The sequence below is a fragment of the Clostridium manihotivorum genome (genome assembly GCF_004015185.1).
Classification (GTDB): domain Bacteria; phylum Bacillota; class Clostridia; order Clostridiales; family Clostridiaceae; genus Clostridium_AR; species Clostridium_AR manihotivorum.
Map to the genome: position 1 here is coordinate 4,708,468 of NZ_CP025746.1, position 24,359 is coordinate 4,732,826.

The following is a 24,359-nucleotide window of genomic DNA, read 5'->3' on the forward strand; positions in this document are numbered from 1 at the left end:
GTTTCATGCCTTTGACCTTGTTCACCATTATAGGGAACCAACTCCAACTATTAATTTATACATGCCATAAAATCCCCAGAAGCCTGGATTTTATAACAAGTATAAATTAAGTTTTCATATAGGTTCCCTATACTTCAGGAAGTCCATTAGTAAATTTAATACTGATGCTATTTTTAACTTACGAAATATCATTCTCTATTCCATATATGTATGAACTTAACTCTGAAATATTAAAATCCTTAGCCTTATTTATCTAGGTTTCTAATGTGATAGAACCAAAAGTTAGTTGACAATCTACACCTAGTAAAGCACATTACTTCCTTACTAGGATATTTTAATATTCTTTTTGAAAGTATTAAAGATCCTAAAATTTTGACGCTTATAAAGAATGTTAAGTATATTATGTAATTCAAAACATTTTTATCACATAATATATACTATATTAAGCTATATTAAAGTCTTTAAATTATTAATTATTATATCAGGTCTATCCAAATAAACTTCATGGTCACTATTTTCAGCAACTATTAACCTTCCTTGATCTGAAAGTTCTGACAACTCAATTTGTAGTTCCCTCCACTTATTTTCATATAAAATAGCTTCCTTCTCCGGAATATTATTTTTCACCCAATCTCTTTCACTCACCTTATTATCTCTTGCTATTACTATAAGCGGAATATTAGGAAATTCAGTACTAGTCTTAATTTCATTACTATCTATATCCCAATTTGCAAATTCTTCTGCAATAGTCTTATGAAGTCTAGAACTTGTGAAAAATTCTTCTACTAACTTCATTTCTGAAGCACTTATACGATTTTCATAAGCCGAAATTATCTCTTTATTTTGAAACTTCAATTCTTCTTTTTATTTTTTTGAACAATTAATATTACTCTCCACCATTTTATCTATTGCTATGTGGAAATTCATAACAGGTGTATCAAGCATATACAGTTGTTTAAAATTGAAGGAAGTAGAGTCAATTAACATTATACCTTTCAATTTATGAGGATACATTTTCGCATAATTTTGTACACATAATCCTCCAAAAGAATGTCCCACTAAAATAAATTTATCTTTTATTCCTATCTTATCCAAAAGACAATTTAGTTCTCCTGCAATATTCTTTGTTGTTCTAGATGTTTTTGGATCTTGGCTTTTTCCATAGCCACATCTATGATATAAAACAATAGTAAAATCTTCTTTTAGCTCTTCTACAATAGAATACCAGTCATAGAATGAGCTCCCTATCCCTGTTTCTATAACAACTAAGGTTTTATCTTTACCAATAATTTTATATTCCAAATTTAATTCATTCATAATACGCTTCCTTTCTCATTAAAACTTCTAATATATCTATTCTTTTTCTGCACCTTGTCCATAATGATAATTGAGTTGAATTATATGAAATCTAAAAATAGTTTTATAACAATAGATGCTAATATAAAAATAGCTAGAATACTTTTACTTGTATTGGTAGCATATGTATTTTCTAAATCGAGTAGGAGCTGAATAATTATTTTATTCAGCGTCCTCTCACACCACCGTGCGTACCGGTCTGGTACACGGCGGTTCCTTAAGTTGATTGAATTTTAATATATTGACGCACTAGGCTTTTCAATCCTATGTCCGAGAAGAATTGATTTGTAAGAGTTGTGTTTAAAATCGCACTATTTGCTACTCGCCAGTATCCTTTACGGGTATTGGCAAACTTTATAGCTTGATAGTGTTCAAGTCCCAGCTTCTTAAGGTTTTTATATCTAGTTCTAACTTTCTTCCACTGTTTCCATATACACATTCTTAATCTTTGCCTTATCCAAATATCTATGTGTTCTACTATTCCTTTGCATTTGGCTATTCCATAATAGTTAATCCACCCAACATTAATTAAGTTAAGCTTCTCTATTCTTTGTTCCAAAGTCATCGGTTTTGACCTAGATAGTATCTCTTTGATTTTATCTTTATGTCGACTCAGTGATTGCTTTGATATAGATGCATATGCTTTTCCATACATTAGGTTTAATGTAAATCCTAGAAATTTTCTTCTCCAAGGTCTATCTACTGCACTCTTCTGTCTATTTACTTTAAGTTTGAGCTTGCCTTCAATAAAAGCAGTTATGTTCTCCATGACTCTTTTACCTGCTCTCTCACTTTTAACATAGATATTACAGTCGTCCGCGTAGCGACAGAATTTATGACCTCTCATTTCTAACTCTTTATCTAGTTCATCTAGCATTATGTTAGATAACAATGGACTCAACGGTCCTCCTTGTGGAGTTCCTTCTTCATTTCTTACCACTACACCATTTATCATTATTCCTGACTGAAGGTATTTCCTTATTAGGGATAATACTCTCTTATCCTTAATGCTTCTTGATAATTTATACATTAAGATATCATGGTTAACCTTATCAAAGAATTTCTCTAAGTCCATATCAACAACCCACCTATAGCCATCATTGATATATTGCTCTGCTTTCTTAATTGCGTCTTTAGCACCTCTTTGAGGGCGGAAACCAAAGCTACTTTCAGAAAATCTTCTATCATAGATACTATTTAATTCTTGAGCAATAGCTTGTTGGATAAGTCTATCCAAAACTGTAGGTATACCTAAGAGTCTAGTACCACCATTAGGTTTTGGTATTTCTACTCTTCTAACTGGCATTGGTCTATACTCACCATTAAGAATACTCTCTCTAATAGATACCCAGTTTGTTTTCAGAAATTGTTTAAGTTCATAAACTGTCATTCCGTCCACGCCATGGCTACCTTTATTAGATATTACTCTTTTAAGAGCCAAGTTCATATTATCCTTGTATAATATCCTTTCTAGTGAGCCATATTCAAATCCACTGATTTTCTCCTTTGGAGTTGCCGAGAATTCTCTATGCACTCTTTGCTTATCTTCGAGTTCCACTCTATCTTGGGCACTAGAGCCTAAATATTTAGTTTTCTGCAATCTTTGAGTACTCTGCGAAACTTTCAAACTTGAAAACCTCCTTAAAGTTCAGTCCTTCATCCGCTATCGCGATTAGCGGAGTTACTATGACTTCTGCTGACTTCTGATAGTTCAATTACATATCACTATGTAGGTTATCGCTTTAGAAATTCATCTTATCAGCAATGTATCTATCAGACCTCCCCAGGTAAGAACAACAACCTTCATCTCATATATCTGCTACATTTACTCCTAGAAATTTGGGATAGTGTAGGACTTTGTTTTGTTTTGCAAACTCGTCCGTCCCTAGTAAGCCTTATATGTAGTTCGTATCCCTCAGACCGAGATTTTGCCTTAGGCTTCCTTCAGATTCCACCTCACGATGGACACCCTTGCCCTTAGCTAGTGGTTCCCACTACCAAGCCCACAGCGGACTTTCACCGCCAAGTTGTTGCCCATGCTGGGCACACAAACAATGAACCAGCTAAATTTAAGTATGCTAGTTCATTTAATCTTTTCACTGTATTTATTTTTTATGTTGTGATACTTATCGTAGTATTGCATCTACTTTATTTCAAGTTGTTCTGATTTCTATAAATTGTACTTTTCAATTATTAAACTAAGATGTTTTTCAATAACTTGTTTGTCATTTGGGAATTCATTAACATACTTTAAACTCGCCAATTCTAAATAATAAAAATATGTTTTGTAATCTAAAATCACTTCTTGACTACCTAGTGCAAACTCCACACCTTCAAATGGTTCTTCATCTGGTTCTAAATCATTGGAGAAAGAACAATCAACTTCGTCAAATCCTCGCCCAATCTCTTTCGATATCTGGTCAATTGTATCAACAAATTCACTATTTTTAATTGCATTAAAAAAAGCAATTGCAGGGAAATGCTCCTGTTTTAATAAATCTTTCTCTGTTAAACGTCTATCCATATATTATTCTCCTCCACCTAGAATTCTGGAAAGAATGATGTAACATTACCATTCTCATCAGTATATCCTCTCCATACATTACCTTCACTATCAATTCCTGTCCATTCTCTACCTAATTGTCCTTTAGAAGCTGCATCATTAGCCGCTTCTTTACCGAGATTTATATATTTTTCAGTTGGAATAATCTCAGGGGCATAAATAGTCTTATCCATTGTTTTAGCCTTCCACCCAGTTATTTCACCACTTTGACCATCAACTGATGGAATTTGATAAGTAACTTTTTCAACACCTCTCATTGTTGGATGTTCTACTCTATTAACTATATTAACTGTATTCTTCTCAAATTCAACTTTATTATGAGCTCCTCCTATTCCCCTTCTTCTAGGAACCGTTGGGTCTATTTTTGATATATGTTCCTCTAGGTTATCAACAAATTTAGCTTTACTTACCCTTTTAAATCCATTCTCAAACTCAGCAAACTCTTTATAATTGGAAGCTTCCCTAGCTGTTTTACTTTCTTCAATATTCTTCAATACACCTTCTCTTATTTCAGCTTGTGTCTTCCTCTTATCTATCTCTACAGCGCCCTTAGCTACTAGATCCTCTTCAGCCTTACTGTTCCTAAGCCTATTTATGATATCTTTTAACTGCCCTCCACCATTCATTCCAAAGGAAACTGAGCCTTCTACTTTTTCACCTATTTGCCCTACCTTAATTCCATTCTTCGCCCCTTATACTCCTCTTATTCCTATTGGTACTATGGATAGTAACGTTTCCTTTCTATTTGTAGTCTGCATGCTAGAGAGAAAGCATATAGTTACATTTAATCTAGGTTCCTTTAATTTTAATTAAATACCTGTCGTCATTAAAATTCCTCCTCAAAATTAGCAAATACCAATAGTATCAACAAACTACCATATTATCTACATTCATTTCAAGTAAATTTTCATTTGCAGAGTATTTTACTTTATTAAATAAAATGCTCCTTATAGTTTCAATTAAAAATGAAACTATAAGGAGACACTTTTCTCGTTAGTTTAGTAATAATCTATTCATATGAAATATATACTTTTTCTCCATTATCAATAGCCTTTTTAAACATACATATAATTTTCACAAGAACCTTTTTATCTTCATCATTCTCAAAACTTTCTATATCAATTTCTTTTAATTGTTCATATGATTCTATAAGATTTTCAACCATCCATGGACTTTCATCATACCAACCAATATATAAATGATAATAATATGCTAGTCCTGTCCAACCATTTTCTTTTGGCTTAACTTTTTTTATAATTGTACTAAAATAACCATCCCATATTCCAAACTCTTCTTTTTGTCCATTACTTTTCACTAATGTAAAAATCATTTCAGGTTCACCTTCAAAACCATCATAATATTCTTCATTAATTTCATTCATAATTGCTCTCCTCCTACTTTGCTAACCAATGACCTGCTTCTAACAAATCCATTTGTTCTTGTGTTGCTTTTCCTGCCATATTTGCTCTTTCTGCTGCATTCCAAATATCTTCATTAATCCAATTATCCCCTACTAAATACTCTGTAACACGCATTTGACCTTGTGCATTACCTGGTATTGTTCTTGTTACTACCCAAGTAGTACCTCTATCATATTTTACTGCTCCTGGTGTTTCAGTATGCCATCTTGATTCATATTTATACGTACCATCACTCCAGTTATATTTTATCTGCTGATATCCTTTGTTCATACTTTTAGCATTTATTGTTGCATTTTCAGGTATATCAAGCGGAGACCCTCCATTTTGACGAATATCATTAATAATATTATCTAATTCTACTGGATTACTTTCTTTTAAATTGTTGATGTCTATATTATCATATTTGGTTTTACCTCCCACCTTAAATCCATTCTCAAACTCAGCAAACTCTTTATAATTGGAAGCTTCCCTAGCAGTTTTACTTTCTTCAATATTCTTTAATACTCTTTCTCTTATTTCAGCTTGTGTATTCCTCTTATCTATCTCTACAGCGCCCTTAGCCACCATATCCTCTTCAGCCTTACTGTTCCTAAGCCTATTTATGATATCTTGTAACTGCCCTCCACTATTCATTCCAAAGGAAACTGAACCTTCTACTTTTCCAACTATTTCCCCTACCTTAATTCCATTTTTCGCCCCTGATACTCCTCTTATTCCTATTGGTACTATGGATAGTAACGTTTCTAGCCCATTAAGCTTTCTTTTAGAAATAAACTCTTCACCTGACATAGCCTCTAAAGACATCTTTACTTCTCCAATAACAGGAATTAAATCTAAACCTATTGTTAGCTTCTGTTCATTTTCAGTTGCGAAGTTAAAGTCTCCACTTTCTATTATTGAATCTAGATAATCGTCATAATTATCTATAGTTTTTTCTTTTTTCTTGGTCAATTTATACCATATTTTTTTTGCAAAGCCAGGTAGTAATGATGGATAGTCAGCCTCATTATAAGTATCTAGTCCTTCATTATACTTTTCAATAAGATCTTTACTCTCTTCATACTGCTTTCTTATATTATCAGATATGTTTCCAAAGCCTAATATATCTTTTATACTTACTTTAGATGGTTTATCGTAAGTATTATTGTAGAACATTCTCATATTTGTTGTTACACCTAAAGTGTTTTTAACTTTTATATCTTCTAATTTTAAGTCACTCAGCTTGTCTAGTAATGCTTCTTTCTGCTTATAGTAAGGATCATCCACTGTATCCTTATACTCTCCAACGAAGCCTCCATCACCATTTACATTATAGGTGCCTCCTATAAAACTTTGATATTTATTCTTATAGTCTCTTAAATATTTTATATCGCTTTCAAGCGATTGATAGTACATCCTATTTAACTCATCATGTTTGTTTATTTCATTACTTGCTTCTTTTAAAAGTTCATCTAACTTATTAAGGTTTTCTTCTATTATAGTTAATGCAGTGTACCCTTGCATTCCCTTTCCATACACTGTATTGGAGTCCATAAAAAAATTGCTAAAGCGATTTTCTTTAGCAATTTTTTTGCGCATCTGCCTTTTCTGAACGTATGTGAAGAAATTATGGCAGGCGATATAATTTTTCTTTTTTTATTCTTTTTCCTTTATGTAATTTTAAGCAATTCACGCATATTTATTTACATCTTTATCTAAAAAATAATCTTCTAAAGAATAAAAATCTTTCATAATTTATAATTATTCTCCTATACTGTATTTTACTCTTTCTTAATAGCAAACCTAATTCTACATATATCTTCCCGACCAACTTACTTGTTATGGAATTATTGGTATATAAATTACAATATATATAATATCCTATTATTCTACTTTTTTCAAATCTTGTATATTTCCATCACATCTTTAATAAAATTAAATCTTTTTCGTATTAAAAGATAAAACTTAATAATACTTACCGTATATTTTACAATTATTCTTTATATATACCTTCTATATTTATAATTTTATTTATAGTAGCGACATCTAAGAAATTGTTAAATAATTTCATTAATCCATTTATATAATAATGCCGTATCAGCAACATTCAATCTTGCCCTCCGAAAACTTTTTCTCCCCCAAGATACAAAATCTTGTAGTAATTAGCGACTAGCCTAAAGGTACGTCAAAATTTGACACACTCTATTATAAACATACTAATAGAATCACTTGATGAAGAATTTCCCTTGAGTAAGCTGGTACGCATAGTTTGCTTAGGAGATAATTAGAGAGGGGGAATGTCCCCTTTTTTTAAGTTATAGATTTAACAGACTCAAATTTGAGCTGGTCTGAATTGCCTTTCTTTCATATCTTCTTCAAACTCTTTTTTTACTTGGGTTATTGTGATTGATTGGAAATCACTCTCTACGTTATTTAATGAAATACTTGCAACTAACTTCTTTTTCATAATTCCATTCCTCCATTTATAAAAAAATCTAAGAGTAATGGCAACACGTCTACAGCAAAAAAGAGCAACACGTCTATGACTTTTTCAATCATAAACATGTTGCTCTTTTGAACCTGTGACATCAGCTATATAACTAACATCCTTATTCTCTCTGGTGCGAAAGACGGGACTTGAACCCGTACGATTGCTCACACGCCCCTCAAACTTACAAGGCGTTTTATTGACCGTAATGCCAGTAACCATCTTTACTCAAGCACTATTTTACGTTAATACCTACGTACGATTAAGCTTATTGTATATGGTGTTAGTATAATATTGTAGACACAGAAAGCCGAACACTTTAAAATAAAGAAAGAGAAGGAAGTGTTAAAGTGTCAAGAGGCCAAAAACAATATACGGAAGAATTCAAAAATACAATAGTAGAGCTTTATAATGCTGGAAAGAGCTTAGCAGAGTTAAGCAGTGAATATGCCCTATCAAAATCCACAATAACTGGATGGATAAAGAAGAATAAACCTATAGCTGTTGATAAAGGTACAACTATAACTGCAGCAGATTATCAGGCTTTAATAAAAAAGAATAAGCAACTTGAAGAAGAGAATGAAATATTAAAAAAAGCCATGGGCATATTCGCAAGGAAGTAACTACTGTATTTGAGTTCATAACTAACAACCAAAAATATCATGATATTAAGCTTATGTGCAAGGTTTTAAAGGTGTCTAGGAGCTCATATTATAAACATTTACATAAAAAGCCTAGCAATAGAGCAATAGAAAATTCAAAAATAGAAGAAAAGATTATAAATATCCACAAAGAGAGCAAAAATCGTTACGGGGCAGTTAAGATAAACGAAGCTTTAAAATCCTCAGGGATAACTATAAGTCTAAAGAAAACCCAACGATTAATGAAGAAACTGGGGATAAAATCTATAATAGTAAAAAAGTTCAGACCAACTTCATCTAAAAACAAAATAGAAACACAATAAAACGTTTTAAAAAGAGATTTCAATGCAACCACAATTAACGAAAAATGGGTAACAGACATTACCTATATCCACACAATTAAGGATGGTTGGTGCTATTTAGCGTCAGTTATGGACTTATATAGTAGAAAAATAATTGGCTATGCCATGTCTAAATCTATTGATACCGACCTTGCTTTGCAAGCGGTGAAAAATGCAATTAAGTTGCAAAAGCCAACCAAGCCACTGATCCTGCATAGCGATTTAGGCTGTCAATATACAAGCTCTGCTTTTAAAGAATATATCAACAGCACTAAATTAATTACTCATTCTTTTAGTGGTAAAGGCTATCCATATGATAATGCTTGTATTGAGTCCTTTCATGCCTCTTTAAAAAAGAAGAAGTTCACCTTGTCAAGTATTATGATTATGATGCTGCAAGACTTGCTATATTTGAGTTTATAGAAGCTTGGTATAACAGAAAAAGGATACATAGTAGTATTGGCTATTTAACCCCGCAAAAATATGAAGATTTAGCTAGAAAAATTGCATAAAAAGTTCAACTTTTTGTGTCTAATATATTGACATAGATCCACTAAATTAATTACTCATTCTTTTAGTGGTAAAGGCTGTCCCTATGATAATGCTTGTATTGAGTCCTTTCATGCTTCTTTAAAAAAAGAAGAAGTTCACCTTGTTAAGTATTTTGATTATGATGCTGCAAGACTTGCTATATTTGAGTATATAGAAGCTTGGTATAACAGAAAAAGGATACATAGTAGTATTGGCTATTTAACCCCGCAAAAATGTGAAGATTTAGCTAGAAAAATTGCGTAAAAAGTTCAACTTTTTGTGTCTAATATATTGACATAGATCCAAATTCATACATAATTCCACATAACTAACACATTACTTCCATATTAGATATGAATCTACAAACTTATCAATATTATAGCGTTTTTTATAGTGATATTTATTATTAAAATTAAACAACTACTATTTATTAAGAGATTTTCTCTAATACGAAATTTATATATTATATACTTACTTAATATAACAATATTGAAACTTAAGATAATAATCTATCTTTTACTACAATTCGATAGAATTGAGATTATTTAGAGCGAAGAGTGAAGAGCGAATAAATAAGATAGTCTTTTGTGTAATCACGTTTATAGAGTAACTGCCCCAAGCTACTAAGTACCTTGTGTCACTTGCTTCGCAAGAATCTCTAAAAAATATATGTTTCGTATTGTTTTAATATTATACTTTTTCTCTTTAAGGACTATGTAGCTCTATGCTAGTATTTATGCCGTTTTAGCTTTGGTTTTGGGAAGTTTAATTTCCCGACATATACGCAACGTTATACAAAATTAAAGGACAGGTATTATCTCCTGCCCAGTATAATTTACTATATTTCGTTATCTAACCATTTTGTTAATAGCGTTCTCATCCTCAATGAAGGAATATATATTTGTACTTCCTTGCCGTCTCTAATTGCACTTCTATAAATCCATTGTAATAGATCAGATAAGGCTAGTAAATCCTCATTAACCTCTATATTTTTATGTTGGAAGAAGTGTTTTTGTATAGGATTCATATAACGATTAATACAGAAAGCTAATACTGTCTTATACCTATACATATTAGTAGCACGTAAATTAAAAGGCGTATAACATCTATTCTTGTTTGTAATTACCGTATTGTTATAATCCACATCTTTAACTCCGCTACTATAACCTTTCCCTTTTAACTTTTCTTTACAACACTTAAATGAAGTCCATAGAATTTCTTCTGATTTCGCCTTAGTTTTATGTTGAAAATAGTTATATAGATTATCTTTTAATTGCTTAACCTTTGTAGCGTTATTACTTGACGTAAACCAACTTTTAGATAGCGCAGTTTTCTTCTCTCCAATACTATTAAGCTTTAAGTCTTCACATATAGTTATTAGACCTTTAAAGTAGTCTCTTCTTTCAATACTCTTATCATAATGACATAATTTATAGCTACTATTTTCATATAAAACTGACTTATAATCATATTTTACATTGTAGAAATCATAATAATATCTTTGAAGTTGCCCCTCGAATAAATATGTTAAGATAAAAGCCTTTTCAAAAGCTCTAAATATATTTACAGGAAACAACCAAATAAAAGCAGAGTCATTAACTAAGTATAACGTTCCAACTTCAGCCATTTGCTTTATATCTTTATATCTAGTCTCTTTTATCTCATCATCTAGCCATCTTACATTTCCATCTTCATTTACTGATATAATATTGTTTCTAAGCAAAAGTTTTAAATCATCTTGGGTTATTTGTACCTGCTCAACAACATCAAAAACCTCATCCATTATCAATATATAGTTATTCCATTCTAATAGTTGTAGCAGCTCCTCATCAGCATAGCTAAACAAACTATGTGTCATTACAATATCCTTTCCCTCTCCAACAAGTTTTTTTAAATGCTCATATTTCTTCCCTTTTCCGTACTTAGGATCAGGCGTAACAAACTTTCTATTAACTACATTCTCTTTTATACGTTCAACTTCAGATAGATACGGCGTTACATATATAAACTTCTGAACCTCAGGTGTTTCATTCATAAATTGAATTGCCCATGAAGTTTTCCCACTTCCCATAATGCTATCTACTACTGTAACTGTTGTGTCAGATTTAATTGGATTAAACATTTAATATTGACCTCCTCATTTGTTTATCAAAAGTTATGTATGAGAAGATCTGATTTTGTGACATAAATAAATACTGTCATTCAAGCACATCACTTTGGCCAAGATTAAATTGATTTTTTCAACAGGTTAATTGATTTTTTATTGGTTTTTAGATATACTTTATCTAAGAAGAGTATCCATGATTTCACTACGGACTCAAAAAGGGATTGCCAAAATTTACAGGGGCAGTCCTTTTTTTTGCACAAAAAAATGCCACCCTCTAACAAAGGCAGCATACTAATTTTTAATAAGATAAATCCAGCTTCTTTTTGTTTTTGTTGTTCTTTTCGCTTGCTACTAATCTGCTTGCAAACTGTTCAACATCATCTATTAATTCACTACTGTACAACTTAGTATAATGAGAAATTAAGTCTGCTGTTGAGTGTTGCACTAGATATTGAATTTTAGGTATAGGTACACCGTTGAGTACCATAGACTTAATGTAAAACCTCCTATAAGCATGTATAGAAGTCCTATCTACACCTCTACTTTTATTATAGCTTTTTATATACTTCTGTAACATTCCTTCATTCAGCTCTTCACAATAAACTGATGTTAAAAGCCTATCCCCTTCGCTAGCTCCTTGTTTCTTTCTTATAGCTATAAATTCCTTTAAAGGTTCATATAATGGAGAGGCTAAGGGAACTGTATGAGGCTTACCGTTCTTAGTATGTGTAAAATATATTTGTTTCCCATTTAAATCTATATCAGATAGTCTTATATGTAAGATACTGTTAAGTCTTGCGCCAGTATATACAAATAAGTTAGTAGCAACATACGCTATATATTCACTATAACTACAATTATTTAAATCAGGCTTAACTAATAACTTTACTACTTCTTCCTCCTCGTAAGTTTCTAGAGGTCTCTTTGATGGCGTTGGAACATTGATTCTATATTGTGGAATATACTCCTCACGCATTGCAAAGTATAGAAATGTTCTTAATCCTCTTATATTTGTATGAATAGTATTTTGCGCCAATCCTCGTTCTTTCATATATACAATGTACTCTTCTACTACCTGCTTTGTAACCTCTGATATATTGGTTTTATAGTCCACAAACTTATAGAAACAGTTCATTATCTCCCGATAAAACTTTATCGTGTGGGTTCTTAGTCCTCTTTCCTTGTTATCCTTATCAAACAATTCTTGAACTTCTGCAATTGTTAAACTACATACAGGAATTACCTCACTAATAATTTCGTTACTTAACTTGATTTTACGTCTTGCCATCCTCTCTATCTCCTTTTAACTAAACAAATTTAATTAAAAAGGCATACGTCTAGGCTAAAAAAAGCAATACGCCTATAGAATTTTCACTCTATAGACGTATCGCTAAATGAACCTGTGCCGTCAGCTATATAACTAACGTCCTTATTCTATTTGGTGCGAAAGACGGGACTTGAACCCGTACGGTCTCCCACACGCCCCTCAAACGTGCGCGTCTGCCGATTCCGCCACTCTCGCATATATAATATCATGTGCCAAGATTTTTATGACACGTGAATATTATATTATAATGTTTTAATTATTTCAATAGTCTGATATGAATTTTTCTACCAAAGGCTTTTTAATTCTGCATAGCTAACAGTGCATTGAGGTTATCAAAAGAATATACTTCTTTTGTGTCAGCATTTCCGAAGGAACCATAGATTTCATTGTTTTTATCTACTACTTGAAACTCTATAAGCTTTTTAATAAGTAGGTCATATAGTTCCTTGTCCTTACAGTCCTTTGCTATCATTGCAGCTACGGCATATACAGCTGTAGATCTTATATCAGTGGAATTTTTCCCTGTAGCTATATCATATTTTGCATAAAGTGCACCATCAGTTATCATCTTTTCCTTTATCCAATTCACTGTTGATGATACATCTTCACCATCTGATTTTAGGTATGTCACTGTTAATAAAGATAAAAGTGTGTCCGCTTCTTTTTGATCTACAAATTGTTTTTTTTCATTGTCATAGGTAGTTCTATACAAAGGAAGTTCTTTAGATATGTACGCTTTATTTATTAGACTTTTTGCTTCATTATATTTTTTTACCCATCTTCTATCTATATTTTTAAGTATATTAATGATGTCAATATCTAAGTAGCATATGGTTGTTGAGGTACTTACTCCATAGGCATCCTTAAAGTCCGCTGGTATATCATCCTTCATGTTGTTTTTCAGTATTGAATCTGATAGCTTTATAGCATCTTTTCTATATTTGAACTCTTTCCATCTATCATAGCCGTATATTAAGGCCTTTATTATCCTGAAGTCATCTATTGTGGCAGAGGTTTCAGCCAAGGTGCCCTTTTCTAATCTCCAGCCAACGGAATTACTTTTAAGCAGCATTTTATTCATTACTATATCATGATGTTTATCAAAAAGAGCTTTATCCCCTTTTTCTACTGCATATAGCATTATAAGTCCTTCTGATTCTGAAAGAACTGCATGGCCCTTTGTTATATCCTTTGAACTTGGTTGATCTAAATAGTTAGTATATATGCCACTATTTTGTGAACTTAAATTATTATTTATAAAATCAAAGGTAATCTTTTCTTCCTTGCTTATCTTTGGAACAGTCCATTGTTTATTAATATGTATAGGAACTATATATCTTAAGTTTTTAAAAGTTAAAATTCCAGCAATTACAAGTATGGTCAATGATATTCCTAGTATCTTTTTTCTCATGCTTCACTCCCTATCCTTTTGTAACTCATAAATTTATACCACCTTACTCAAAACAACGCCTAAACTACCAGGCTTGTCTAGTTATAAAGTGGTATACATTATCATCAGTTTTTCATATTATATTTTATACTGTTATATTTTTTAGCAAACCTCTTCAATTATATCTTATGAAGTTAAGGCGTACTACAATAGGTACAATTTTTATCAATTACAAATAACTTCTTTAAAAATCACTATTATTTATAGTAATAAAACTCTTATATGTTAGTAATACTATTAATGTATCCTAGGGAGTACCCCTTGACTTCAATATAGTTTATTTATATAAGAACTTATATATATTATAGTTTACTTTAACCTTCTTCAAATACTTGTCTGTTTCCTTAAAAGGTATATATTTTAGCGTCTTACCGTCACCGGAATACTTACTATCACCTAGCCATTTATTTACGTTTCCTCTACCTCCGTTATAGGCAGCAATGACTAAATCCATATCCTTAAATTCATCCCTTAGGTTCTTTAAATACCAGCAACCCATATTTATATTGTAATCTGGGTCTAGAAGCTCGGAAGAATCCGAATAGCTTATGTTCATCTCTTTTGCCGCCCACTTTGCAGTACTATCCGTTACCTGCATAAGTCCATGTGCATCTTTAAAAGAATGAGCATTTGAATTAAAATTACTTTCAGCCCTTATTACAGATAACACTAATAATGGGTCTAAATCATATTTTACACTGTACTTTTCAATAACACTTTTATACTTATATGGGTAAATAACATTATAAACACACCATCTACAAACTGACAAAACCACAATAACAATAACAAAAAATACAATGTACTTTCTTAATTTCATAATCTTCTCCTAAATATAGTAGGGCCTTTATTTTATCTACTATAGATAAGCCACTTCAAATATTCAGTTTATATTTTTAAAGCCTCCCCACAGAATCAAGTTTAGTTAAAAATACTTTCCGTATTGAAGGACTATATTCTAAAATAATAGATAAAATAATATTAAAAATATTATTTGTAAAGGCTCAATATTTCTATCATATCATCAACCTGCTCTTTGGTTTTTACTAAGCTTGCGCTATTATCTATTATAAAATTCGCATATTCTTTCTTTCTCTCCAAAGGAAGCTGAGCATTTATTCTGTTTAAAGCCTCACTTTGGCTTAGTTTGTCTCTTAGTTTTAGCCTTGAAAGTTGGGCACTGCTATCTGACCAAACTAATATAACAAAGTCCATCTCTTCATTCATATTATTTTCAATCAGTGTTGGAGCGTCTAAAATGACGATTCCAACACCTTTCTTATTGTATGCTTCAAATTGCTCATTTATTTCCTTTATTATATAAGGCATTATTATATTTTCGTACTTTACTCTTTGTTTAGGAAATCGGAATATATGATTGCCAAACTCTTTTCTTCTAAATTCGCCTCTCCAATCAAAAAAGCCATCTCCAAAATCGTCTTTTACTCTTAATAGTATCTCTGGATATTTTGAAAGTACATCCTTTGCTATTTTATCTGCATCTATGATACAAAAGCCCGACTCTAGAAGCATCTTAGAAACAGTACTTTTTCCAGTACCAATCCCACCAGTTAAACCAACCTTTATCATAATTTCCTCCTTACTTAGCATCGTACCAACTTTCACCTATATTAATATCAACTTCAAGTGGAACATTAAGCTTCACAGCGCTTTCCATCTCTTCTTTAATAAGCGCCTTAATCGCTTCAAGTTCTTCAGGTACCACGTTTATTATAAGTTCATCGTGTACTTGAAGTATTAATTTACTTTTCATGTTCTTTTCTTTTAACTTATTATAAACATTGACCATGGCCATCTTTATTATATCCGCCGCACTTCCTTGTATTGGTGCATTCATGGACAATCTTTCCCCTAAGGCTTTTACCATCTTGTTTGAAGAAGTTATTTCTGGTATAAATCTTCTTCTATTCATTATGGTTGTAACGTAACCTTCCGCCCCAGCATCTTTAACTATGTTATCCATAAATTCTCTGATCTTAGGGTACCTATCAAAGTATATATCCATATACTCCTTTGCTTCTTTTTTAGTAATGTGCAGATCCTGTGAAAGACTGAAATCACTTATTCCATAAACTATTCCAAAGTTTACTGCCTTTGCTCTGCTTCTCATCAAGGATGTAACTTCACCAATTGGTGTTTTGAATACCTCTGATGCAGTCTTTGTATGAATATCTATGTCATGCTTAAATGCATCAATCATATTCTCATCATTTGCTATATGAGCTAAAACTCTTAGTTCTATTTGAGAATAATCTGCTGAAAGAATAACATCTTTCTCTTCTCTAGGAATAAATACCTTTCTTATCTCTCTACCCATCTCATACTTTATAGGTATATTTTGAAGATTAGGTTCTGTTGAAGATAATCTTCCTGTGGTTGTAACAGTTTGATTAAAGTTAGAATGTATACAACCATCTTCATCTATAACAGCCTTAAGACCTTCAATATAGGTTGAATAGATCTTAGTAAGCTGCCTAAAATAAGTTATTTTATCTATTATAGGATGCTTATCTGATAGTTTTTCTAAAACCTCAGCGTTTGTAGAGTATCCTGTCTTTGTCTTTTTAACCACTGGCAGGTCAAGCTTTTCAAAAAGTATCTTTCCTAATTGTTTAGGTGAATTAATATTAAATTCTTCCTCTGCAAGCTCATAAATTGTTTTTTGAGTTTCATCTATTTCCTTCTTAAACTTTTCAGAAAGCTCATCTAATATTGAGGAATTAACCTTAAACCCATATTCCTCCATAGAAGAAAGCACTAAAGTTAGCGGAAGCTCTACATCATAAAGCAGGTTTTCCATCTTAGCTTCTTCAATCTTAGTCTTAAGGTAACCATATAACTTTTTCATATGGAAGCAAAGCTTCATGTTTACAGTTTCTACATCACCTTTAGGATCTTCGCCTAAGTATTCATTAACTAAGGTTAATATAGGATAATCACCCTTTGAGGAATCTATTAGATAAGCAGCTAATGCAGTATCAAATATAAGTCCCTTCATATCAATATCAAGCTTTCTTAGAGCAGTTAAGAAGTTTTTAACATCATGACTTACCTTTTTGATGTCTTCATTCTCAAAAAATTGTCTTAATACTTCAATACCATTTTTATCATTAATTGCATCAAAAACTATTTCATAATTCTTTTCCCCATCAGATATGAATATATCTTTTATGGTTAAAAGAGAATATTTGCTTATGCCATCTAAATTAAAGGTAAAATAAACTTCCTTCTCTAAGGAGTCTATCGCTGCTTTAAGTTCTTCAACCGAATTTATCTTTTTAAAGTCTACTTCACTGTCAGCACCAGACTTTTCTTCGCCTTCAGCCTCTGGAATCTTATCAAGCAGTGTCTTCATTTGAAGCTTGAAGAAAAGCCTTCTAAGTCCTTCCCTATCAAAGTTTTCATTAGATCTTATCTCGTCTAAATCAAAATCTATTGGCACTTCTGTATTGATAGTAGCAAGTCTTTTGGAGAATATAGCTTGCTCGCTATACTGTATTAGATTTTCTTTAACCTTTTTACCACTTATCTCTTCAACATGTTCTAATACGCCCTCTACACTTCCATAGTTTTGAATCAGCTTATAAGCAGTCTTTTCACCTATTCCAGGTACACCTGGTATATTATCTGATTGATCTCCCATAAGACCTTTAACGTCTATGAATTGAGTTGGAGTTACTCCCATCTCTTCAATCATTCTTGTTCTTGTATATATCTCTTTTTCAGTTATTCCTTTTTTAGTTATAACAACATTAATATTATCTGAAGCAAGCTGAAGTGCATCTCTATCTCCAGTAACTATGTATACCTCTATGTCATTGCTTTCAGCAAATTTAGCCAAACTTCCTATAAGATCATCCGCTTCATAACCATCCATTTCGTAGATGCTTATGCTGAATAGATTAAGCATTTCCTTTACAATAGGAAATTGTGCTGCAAGTTCTGGAGGCATCTTTTTTCTTCCAGCCTTGTAATCTTGATATTCAAGATGTCTAAAGGTTGGAGCTTTTCTGTCAAAAGTAGAAACTATATAGTCAGGTTTAAGCTCTTCTTTCATTTTTATAAGCATATTGGTAAAACCATAAACTGCATTGGTGTAAACACCTTCATTAGTAGATAAAAGTGGAATAGCATAGAAAGCTCTATTAAGCAAACTATTACCATCCAATATCAATAAACGTTTCATAAATAATCCTCCAAATTTGTCTCATGTTCCATGTTCATATTTTATCTAAATCCAAGTAATTTTTCATTGTCATATAGATGTACCACTTTATAATAAAACTTAGATTTCAGATTGAAGTGTTACATCCTTAATATCTTTATTGACTAAAACCTATAAGTATATTCCATGTTGTAAATTAAAGTTTTATTATAGATAAATCACTTAATTTCATAATTGATGATCTTAACTATTAATAGCTAACTTCAAACTCTTCATTAATAATCCAAAGAAACTTTTAAAATAGTCTTCAGACATAGCTATTACATATTTATAAACATTCTCTAATAGTGCAACATTAATTTTAACATTAAAGATTTAATCTAAAACTCTACTTATTTATTATAATATAAACCCTATTTCTTTCCAACCACACTAAGCCAAATACTTAGCAAATTAAAGCATATTCAATATATGTAGAATAAAATACAAATATCTTTTAATATATCTACAAATATTATTCCTTATAATGATTTTTCTCATAATAATTTTATTAATTCATGTTTTGTATTAATTTCTCAAGAATTAGTAAAAATTTATTAAGAAACGATTTAACTTATTACTATGATTTGGTAAAATCTAATATAAAGTACTTTTTACAAGAGAGGTGTTCATATGAAAGATGAATTATTAAGAAAATATGCTGAGCTTGCAGTAAAGACTGGTGTTAATATACAAAAAGATCAATTGCTAGTTATAAGCTCTCCAATTGAATGTGCTCCATTTACTAGATTGGCTGCTGAAATAGCTTATGAAGTAGGGGCAAAGGATGTAATTATCCAATGGAATGATGAAATATCAAACAAAATAAGATACTTAAAAGCTCCTGAAGAAACCTTTGATACCATACCACAATGGTTAGCTGATGCTAGAATATGCCCTGCTAGAGAAGGCGCTGCTTTCTTGAGCATATCCGCTTCTGATCCTGAACTACTAAAGGATGTAGATCCAAAAAGAATTGGCAGAAACCAAAAAGCTTCTCAAATAGCTTTAAAGGAATTCAGCGAAAGACTTATGAGCAACAGAAACTCTTGGTCAATAGTTTCTATTCCAACTGTAGGCTGGGCTACAAAGGTTTTCCCAGATAATACTGCTGAAGAAGCTGTAGAGCTTTTATGGGAGCAGATTTTTAAGGTTGTAAGAGTTGACAGTGAAGATCCAGTGGCTGCTTGGGATAAGCATAAGGCTACCTTAAAAGAAAAGATGACTTTTCTTAATTCTAAGAACTTTAAAACGCTTCAATACACAAATGCAAAAGGCACAGACTTAACTATAGAGCTTCCAGAAGGTCATATCTGGGCAGGTGGTGCTGACTATACCAATGATGGTGTAGAATTCATCGCAAACATGCCTACTGAAGAAGTTTTCACTCTTCCAAAGAAAACAGGAGTAAACGGTATAGTTTATAGCTCAAAGCCATTAAATTATGGTGGTAACTTAATCGATGACTTCTCAATAACCTTTGAAAATGGAAGAATAGTTAGCTTTACAGCTGCTAAAGGCTACGATGTTTTAAAGAGCATAGTAGAAACAGATGAAGGTTCACACTACTTAGGAGAAGTGGCTTTAGTACCTTATGACTCTCCAATATCAAACTCAGGTGTTATATTCTTCAACACTCTTTATGATGAAAATGCATCTTGCCACTTAGCAATTGGTGCTTCTTATTCTATAAACATGAAGGATGGGGAAAACCTAGGTGAAGAAGAGCTTGAGAGAAGAGGAGCTAATCAATCCTTAACTCACATTGACTTCATGGTTGGTACTGAAGATCTTAATATTATAGGTACTACAAATGAAGGGGAAGTAATCCAAATATTTAAGTCAGGTAACTGGGCTTTTTAATATTTATACCTGTTAAAGTACCATGTTGAATTTAAGTGGTCAGTCATTCTATGCTTTAATATTAGAAAAAAACTAAACTATATTAGAACTAATTGTTTTTAGATATGACATAAATTTGGCTATGCTATAAAATTTAGCGATGTATAAAGATGTTTCAACCCTTCTTTATACATCGCTTTTTTACTGTCTAACAAAGTATATTTTTGTGTTAGCGAAACCTAGTAATGTCAATTGTTTAAAACAAATATTTAGGATAAACAGTAAAAAATTATGGTGCCTACTAGATTTTCCTCATGTAAATGCTGAAAACCATCTTAATAAGCAAAATATTTTTCATTGAAATTAAACTTCTTAGCTTCTTAGCTTTTTAACTTCTTAACTTCTTAACTTCTTAACTTCTTAACTTCTTATGATTATATAATTAAAACTTTATATAATCATATATTCATATAATTATATAAATATATAGTCATAGTGCGGGTTAGCAGACTTTTATTGTTTTACCCAATAATAGCTGCAGTCTTTTGTCCTATCGAGAAATCCATACTCTATAAGACATCTTCTTATAGTGGCATAGTCATCAAATATTCTCATTAGAACACCATTAACTTCTTTTTCAGTATACTTTTTATCTCTAGAAAAGTTAGTTACTATTTGAGATAGTACTGCAAGCTTTTTCTTTTCCTTTGATGGGAATACCTTAAGGGCACCATTGTTATCAAAGTAATTTTTTAATACCTCTCTCCGTTCTTCTTCAGTTATATTATATCTGTCATCTAAAGTTGTTGCTGATAAATGTGCGTTTACAAGCTTTGACATTTCCTTATCCTCTACCTCCTGTGAATTATTTTTCATTAAATCTAAAATAGCTAGAAGGGCTTTAGCTTGAAGCTCTTTTTCCTTAAGCTTAAATCTATAACTTCTTACTGTAGAAGCTGACAAGCCCATATTAGTTCCAATCTCCTTATCGTTAAGCCCCTGATGACTAAGCTTTATGAATTCCTTCATGTTGTCACTTAAACCTGTTATTTTCTTATTTCTATCTATAAGAAAGTCAAACATTTCGCCATGAACCTCATTAATATGTTTTTCACAGCTTTTCTCTGCATCGTAAAATTCTTCGCCTATTTTGTACACTCTTCCCTTTTCAAAGGTGCTTTCACAAATCAAGCATTTGTAGTGCTTATTTTTTTCATCATAAAAGAACCCTTTCTCAATTACCTCTAGGCTAAAATCAAACAAATAATCTTTCCCCACATAATCACCTCACTACCATTATATTCAATTATAAATATTTTATCAACATATTATTAATAAGTTTATATATACTCAAACAAAATTATTTTAAGTTTAGTTTTTATATGCACTATACTAATTCAACATATTTATATATATTCTTATGAACAGACATACTACTTCAGCCGGAAACTTATTTTCAAAATCTCTCCGTTTTCTGAGATGATAATTTAAAAATATAATTTTTATTATGAAGTGGCACATCTTTATATGGAACTTTATATTGAAAAGTTCCATGTAGAGTGTCTCCATGTCTTGTGTATTGAAGGAAAATACTATTTATGTTACACTTTTATCCATAAAAGCCTTATAGGTATCCAACTATCTAATTTATGCATGATTGATTATCCCCAGAAGCCAGGTTCATGAAGCATATATACAATAAATTTTCATAAAGGATACCCTTAGCAACATTTATTTAACACATACTAATAGGCTTTTTAAAAAGTTAATCTTAAGCATACAGAAACAGGTTTCAAATTTGAGTTATCTTTAAGCTAACCCTTTAAGAGAAAGCTTTCTACACAAGTATGCGTTACTAGCTTATTACAAGGCTTTATTAACTTTTACAAATTAACCATCTTTAGGAGGATATCATGATTAAAATAAATAAAATACATCATATAGCTATAATCTGCTCTGATTATGAAAAATCAAAGGATTTCTATGTAAATAAACTTGGATTTACTGTAGAAAGAGAAATATATAGAAAAGAAAGAGATTCTTATAAGCTTGATTTAAATGTTAATGGGGCTTATCAGATAGAATTGTTCTCTTTTCCCAACTGTCCTGAAAGACCTAGCTACCCTGAAGCTAGAGGGTTAAGACATCTTTCCTTTGAGGTAGATGACATAAATGAAGCTGTTCGTGAATTAAATAAAAAGGCTATCGTAACAGAACCTATAAGAATTGATGAGGTTACCAACAAGAAGTTTACTTTCTTCGAAGACCCTGATCATCTTCCTTTGGAGATATATGAGAAATAAGGACAATTAAAAAATTCACTGAATCGAACTCAATGTCATTAAGTTAAGGAAAGGCTTGCATCACAAATATGTGCTGTGGGTCTTTTTTATTTTTTTTAATTATCACTTGACAGCATTTCAAAAATATGTGGCCGCTTTCACTACCAATTGTTTTAAAGGTAGTGAAAGCGGCCCTTGTAATTAGAGAGAAATTTCAATTACGAGGAGAATACATATGAATACTAAGTCACAAGAATTGAGATCCACTTTATTTGAACTTATTCAAGAGCTTCGCGATAATCCTAAAGAGAATATTAGGAATCCCGACAAGGATTTCCTTAGAAATCGAAAACTTCCCTTTGATAAAATAATTTTTTCTTTGCTAGGAATGGAAGGAAATACTTTAAGTAATGAGCTTTTAAATCAATGGGGATGCTCTATTGACACAGCTACATCGGCGGCCTTTGTTCAACAAAGGGCAAAGATCTTGACTACGGCATTTGAAAAATTATTTCATAACTTCGTTAACAAAACAACAACTGATTATCTATTTAAAGGCTATCGCCTTTTGGCTGTCGATGGATCTGACATACATATTCCAACAAATAAAAACGATTTGGATTCCTTATATGAATTTAAAGACTCTAGGAAACCGTACAACCTTTTGCATTTAAATGCATTATACGATCTTAATCAACATACCTACGAGGACGTAATTGTGCTGAGAAGAAAGCTTTCCAATGAATGTAAGGCATTAACAGACATGGTAGACAGATCTACTATTAAAACTCCAGCAATTATCCTTGCGGATCGAGGGTATGAATCTTATAACAATATGGCACACATTCAACAAAAAGGATGGAAATTCCTAATAAGAATAAAAGATTTTCATGGTCATGCATCAGGTATTTTACATGGATTTGAACTTCCATCTGCTGATGAATTTGATGTTGATATTGATTTAAACCTTACTAGAAAACAAACTAATAAAGTGAAAGAATTGCTTAAGGATAAAAACCATTATAGACTAATTGGGAAAAATAAGACATTTGACTATCTCCCAGAGACAAATAGAAAAAGTGATCCTACAGTAATGTACAAACTACCGTTTCGGATTGTACGATTTAAAATTACTGATGATACTTATGAGGTTGTTGTTACAAACCTAGATAGAACGAAATTTTCACCTCAAACACTAAAAGAACTCTATTTCAAGCGTTGGGGAATTGAAACATCATTCCGTGATTTGAAATATACTATTGGATTGCTACATTTTCATTCAAAAAGGTGGAGTACATACTTCAGGAAATATATGCAAGGCTAATTATGTACAACTTTTCTGAAATAATTACCCAACACGTAATCATAAAGAAAAGGAACAGGAAATACGACTACAAAGTCAACTTTTCTGTTGCAGCGCATATATGCCGACAGTTTTTCCTTGGTAAAGTTACTCCACCTAATATAGAAGCTTTGATTGCTAGGCACATAACACCGATTCGACCTGGTCGTTCGCGACCTAGAAATATGTCTGAAAAAACATCCGTAAGCTTCATGTATAGAGTAGCATAATAATGATTAATTTAATAGTTTTTTTTAGCGGGATATATGCCTGCTTTATTTGCATGCAATTTTTAAAATTATTTTCTTCATTTCGGTTGAACATTTACAGCTAACTCTGAAAAAAGAAGCTATCACTTTATGTAATAGCTTCTTGAATTCTCTTAACTTAATGCCATTGGAATCGAACTTCAGTGAATTTTTTATTAGTTATTTAGATTTTCTAAAGACCTCTTTATAGGAGTA

At 31.6% G+C, this 24,359-nt stretch carries 19 protein-coding genes, 1 tRNA gene and 2 pseudogenes; 6 read left to right on the forward strand and 16 right to left on the reverse strand.

What is annotated here, in order from left to right; translation table 11 throughout:
- Positions 1-447 precede the first annotated feature (447 nt).
- From C1I91_RS21175 to C1I91_RS29475, 8 genes are all read right to left on the reverse strand, one after another.
- Entirely contained in the window at positions 448-855 is a 408-nt protein-coding gene (locus C1I91_RS21175) for a hypothetical protein (protein ID WP_128214664.1), read from the reverse strand.
- A 9-nt stretch (positions 856-864) separates the two neighbouring features.
- The gene (locus C1I91_RS21180; RefSeq protein ID WP_128214665.1) at positions 865-1,317 is read right to left on the reverse strand and encodes an alpha/beta fold hydrolase; all 453 of its coding nucleotides are present in this window, start codon (positions 1,315-1,317) and stop codon (positions 865-867) included.
- A gap of 256 nt (positions 1,318-1,573) precedes the next feature.
- Positions 1,574-2,983 carry a group II intron reverse transcriptase/maturase gene (ltrA, locus tag C1I91_RS21185; RefSeq protein ID WP_205694244.1) on the reverse strand — a complete coding sequence of 470 codons (1,410 nt, stop codon included), beginning with the start codon at positions 2,981-2,983 and terminating at the stop codon, positions 1,574-1,576.
- Positions 2,984-3,526: 543 nt separating this feature from the next.
- A complete protein-coding gene (cdiI, locus tag C1I91_RS21195) occupies positions 3,527-3,880 on the reverse strand; it encodes a ribonuclease toxin immunity protein CdiI (protein WP_128214666.1) in 354 nt (117 codons plus the stop codon).
- Between the two features lie 17 nt (positions 3,881-3,897).
- Positions 3,898-4,545 carry a CdiA family toxin C-terminal domain-containing protein gene (locus tag C1I91_RS21200; RefSeq protein ID WP_128214667.1) on the reverse strand — a complete coding sequence of 216 codons (648 nt, stop codon included), beginning with the start codon at positions 4,543-4,545 and terminating at the stop codon, positions 3,898-3,900.
- Between the two features lie 383 nt (positions 4,546-4,928).
- Positions 4,929-5,300 carry a dihydroorotate dehydrogenase (quinone) gene (locus C1I91_RS21205; protein ID WP_128214668.1) on the reverse strand — a complete coding sequence of 124 codons (372 nt, stop codon included), beginning with the start codon at positions 5,298-5,300 and terminating at the stop codon, positions 4,929-4,931.
- 13 nt (positions 5,301-5,313) lie between these two features.
- A complete protein-coding gene (locus tag C1I91_RS21210; protein ID WP_128214669.1) occupies positions 5,314-6,873 on the reverse strand; it encodes a hypothetical protein in 1,560 nt (519 codons plus the stop codon).
- Between the two features lie 778 nt (positions 6,874-7,651).
- Positions 7,652-7,786, reverse strand: coding sequence for a hypothetical protein (locus tag C1I91_RS29475; RefSeq protein WP_275051633.1), 135 nt, complete (start codon positions 7,784-7,786; stop codon positions 7,652-7,654).
- A gap of 371 nt (positions 7,787-8,157) precedes the next feature.
- Between C1I91_RS29475 and C1I91_RS21215 the strand changes: the two are divergent.
- Together C1I91_RS21215 and C1I91_RS21220 are read left to right on the forward strand one after the other, a co-directional pair.
- A pseudogene (locus C1I91_RS21215) lies at positions 8,158-9,301 on the forward strand (IS3 family transposase).
- A 49-nt stretch (positions 9,302-9,350) separates the two neighbouring features.
- Positions 9,351-9,584, forward strand: a pseudogene (locus C1I91_RS21220) (integrase core domain-containing protein); the annotation flags it as partial.
- Positions 9,585-10,158: 574 nt separating this feature from the next.
- Here C1I91_RS21220 and C1I91_RS21225 read toward each other — a convergent pair.
- From C1I91_RS21225 to polA, 7 genes are all read right to left on the reverse strand, one after another.
- Positions 10,159-11,442: a DEAD/DEAH box helicase family protein gene (locus C1I91_RS21225; RefSeq protein WP_128214670.1), complete on the reverse strand. Its 1,284-nt coding sequence runs from the start codon at positions 11,440-11,442 to the stop codon at positions 10,159-10,161.
- Between the two features lie 283 nt (positions 11,443-11,725).
- Complete coding sequence (locus C1I91_RS21230; RefSeq protein ID WP_128214671.1) at positions 11,726-12,715, reverse strand: tyrosine-type recombinase/integrase; 990 nt, start codon at positions 12,713-12,715, stop codon at positions 11,726-11,728.
- 151 nt (positions 12,716-12,866) lie between these two features.
- Positions 12,867-12,949: transfer RNA gene (locus C1I91_RS21235), tRNA-Leu, on the reverse strand.
- A gap of 103 nt (positions 12,950-13,052) precedes the next feature.
- Positions 13,053-14,165, reverse strand: a complete 1,113-nt coding sequence (locus C1I91_RS21240) for a glycosyl hydrolase family 8 (protein ID WP_128214672.1) — start codon at positions 14,163-14,165, stop codon at positions 13,053-13,055.
- A 316-nt stretch (positions 14,166-14,481) separates the two neighbouring features.
- Positions 14,482-15,024: a lytic transglycosylase domain-containing protein gene (locus C1I91_RS21245; protein ID WP_128214673.1), complete on the reverse strand. Its 543-nt coding sequence runs from the start codon at positions 15,022-15,024 to the stop codon at positions 14,482-14,484.
- A 170-nt stretch (positions 15,025-15,194) separates the two neighbouring features.
- On the reverse strand, positions 15,195-15,794 hold the full coding sequence (gene coaE, locus C1I91_RS21250; RefSeq protein ID WP_128214674.1) for a dephospho-CoA kinase: 600 nt from the start codon (positions 15,792-15,794) through the stop codon (positions 15,195-15,197).
- Between the two features lie 10 nt (positions 15,795-15,804).
- A complete protein-coding gene (polA, locus tag C1I91_RS21255; protein ID WP_128214675.1) occupies positions 15,805-18,411 on the reverse strand; it encodes a DNA polymerase I in 2,607 nt (868 codons plus the stop codon).
- Positions 18,412-19,062: 651 nt separating this feature from the next.
- Here polA and C1I91_RS21260 point away from each other — a divergent pair.
- Complete coding sequence (locus C1I91_RS21260) at positions 19,063-20,292, forward strand: aminopeptidase (RefSeq protein ID WP_128214676.1); 1,230 nt, start codon at positions 19,063-19,065, stop codon at positions 20,290-20,292.
- Positions 20,293-20,784: 492 nt separating this feature from the next.
- Here C1I91_RS21260 and C1I91_RS21265 read toward each other — a convergent pair whose 3' ends face one another.
- Entirely contained in the window at positions 20,785-21,549 is a 765-nt protein-coding gene (locus C1I91_RS21265; RefSeq protein WP_128214677.1) for a DUF2087 domain-containing protein, read from the reverse strand.
- A 638-nt stretch (positions 21,550-22,187) separates the two neighbouring features.
- Here C1I91_RS21265 and gloA2 point away from each other — a divergent pair.
- From gloA2 to C1I91_RS29210, 3 genes are all read left to right on the forward strand, one after another.
- The gene (gene gloA2 / locus C1I91_RS21270; protein ID WP_128216063.1) at positions 22,188-22,574 is read left to right on the forward strand and encodes an SMU1112c/YaeR family gloxylase I-like metalloprotein; all 387 of its coding nucleotides are present in this window, start codon (positions 22,188-22,190) and stop codon (positions 22,572-22,574) included.
- Between the two features lie 214 nt (positions 22,575-22,788).
- The gene (locus tag C1I91_RS21275) at positions 22,789-23,877 is read left to right on the forward strand and encodes an IS4 family transposase (protein ID WP_238475853.1); all 1,089 of its coding nucleotides are present in this window, start codon (positions 22,789-22,791) and stop codon (positions 23,875-23,877) included.
- 2 nt (positions 23,878-23,879) lie between these two features.
- On the forward strand, positions 23,880-24,125 hold the full coding sequence (locus tag C1I91_RS29210; protein WP_238475854.1) for a hypothetical protein: 246 nt from the start codon (positions 23,880-23,882) through the stop codon (positions 24,123-24,125).
- The last annotated feature ends 234 nt before the right edge of the window (positions 24,126-24,359 follow it).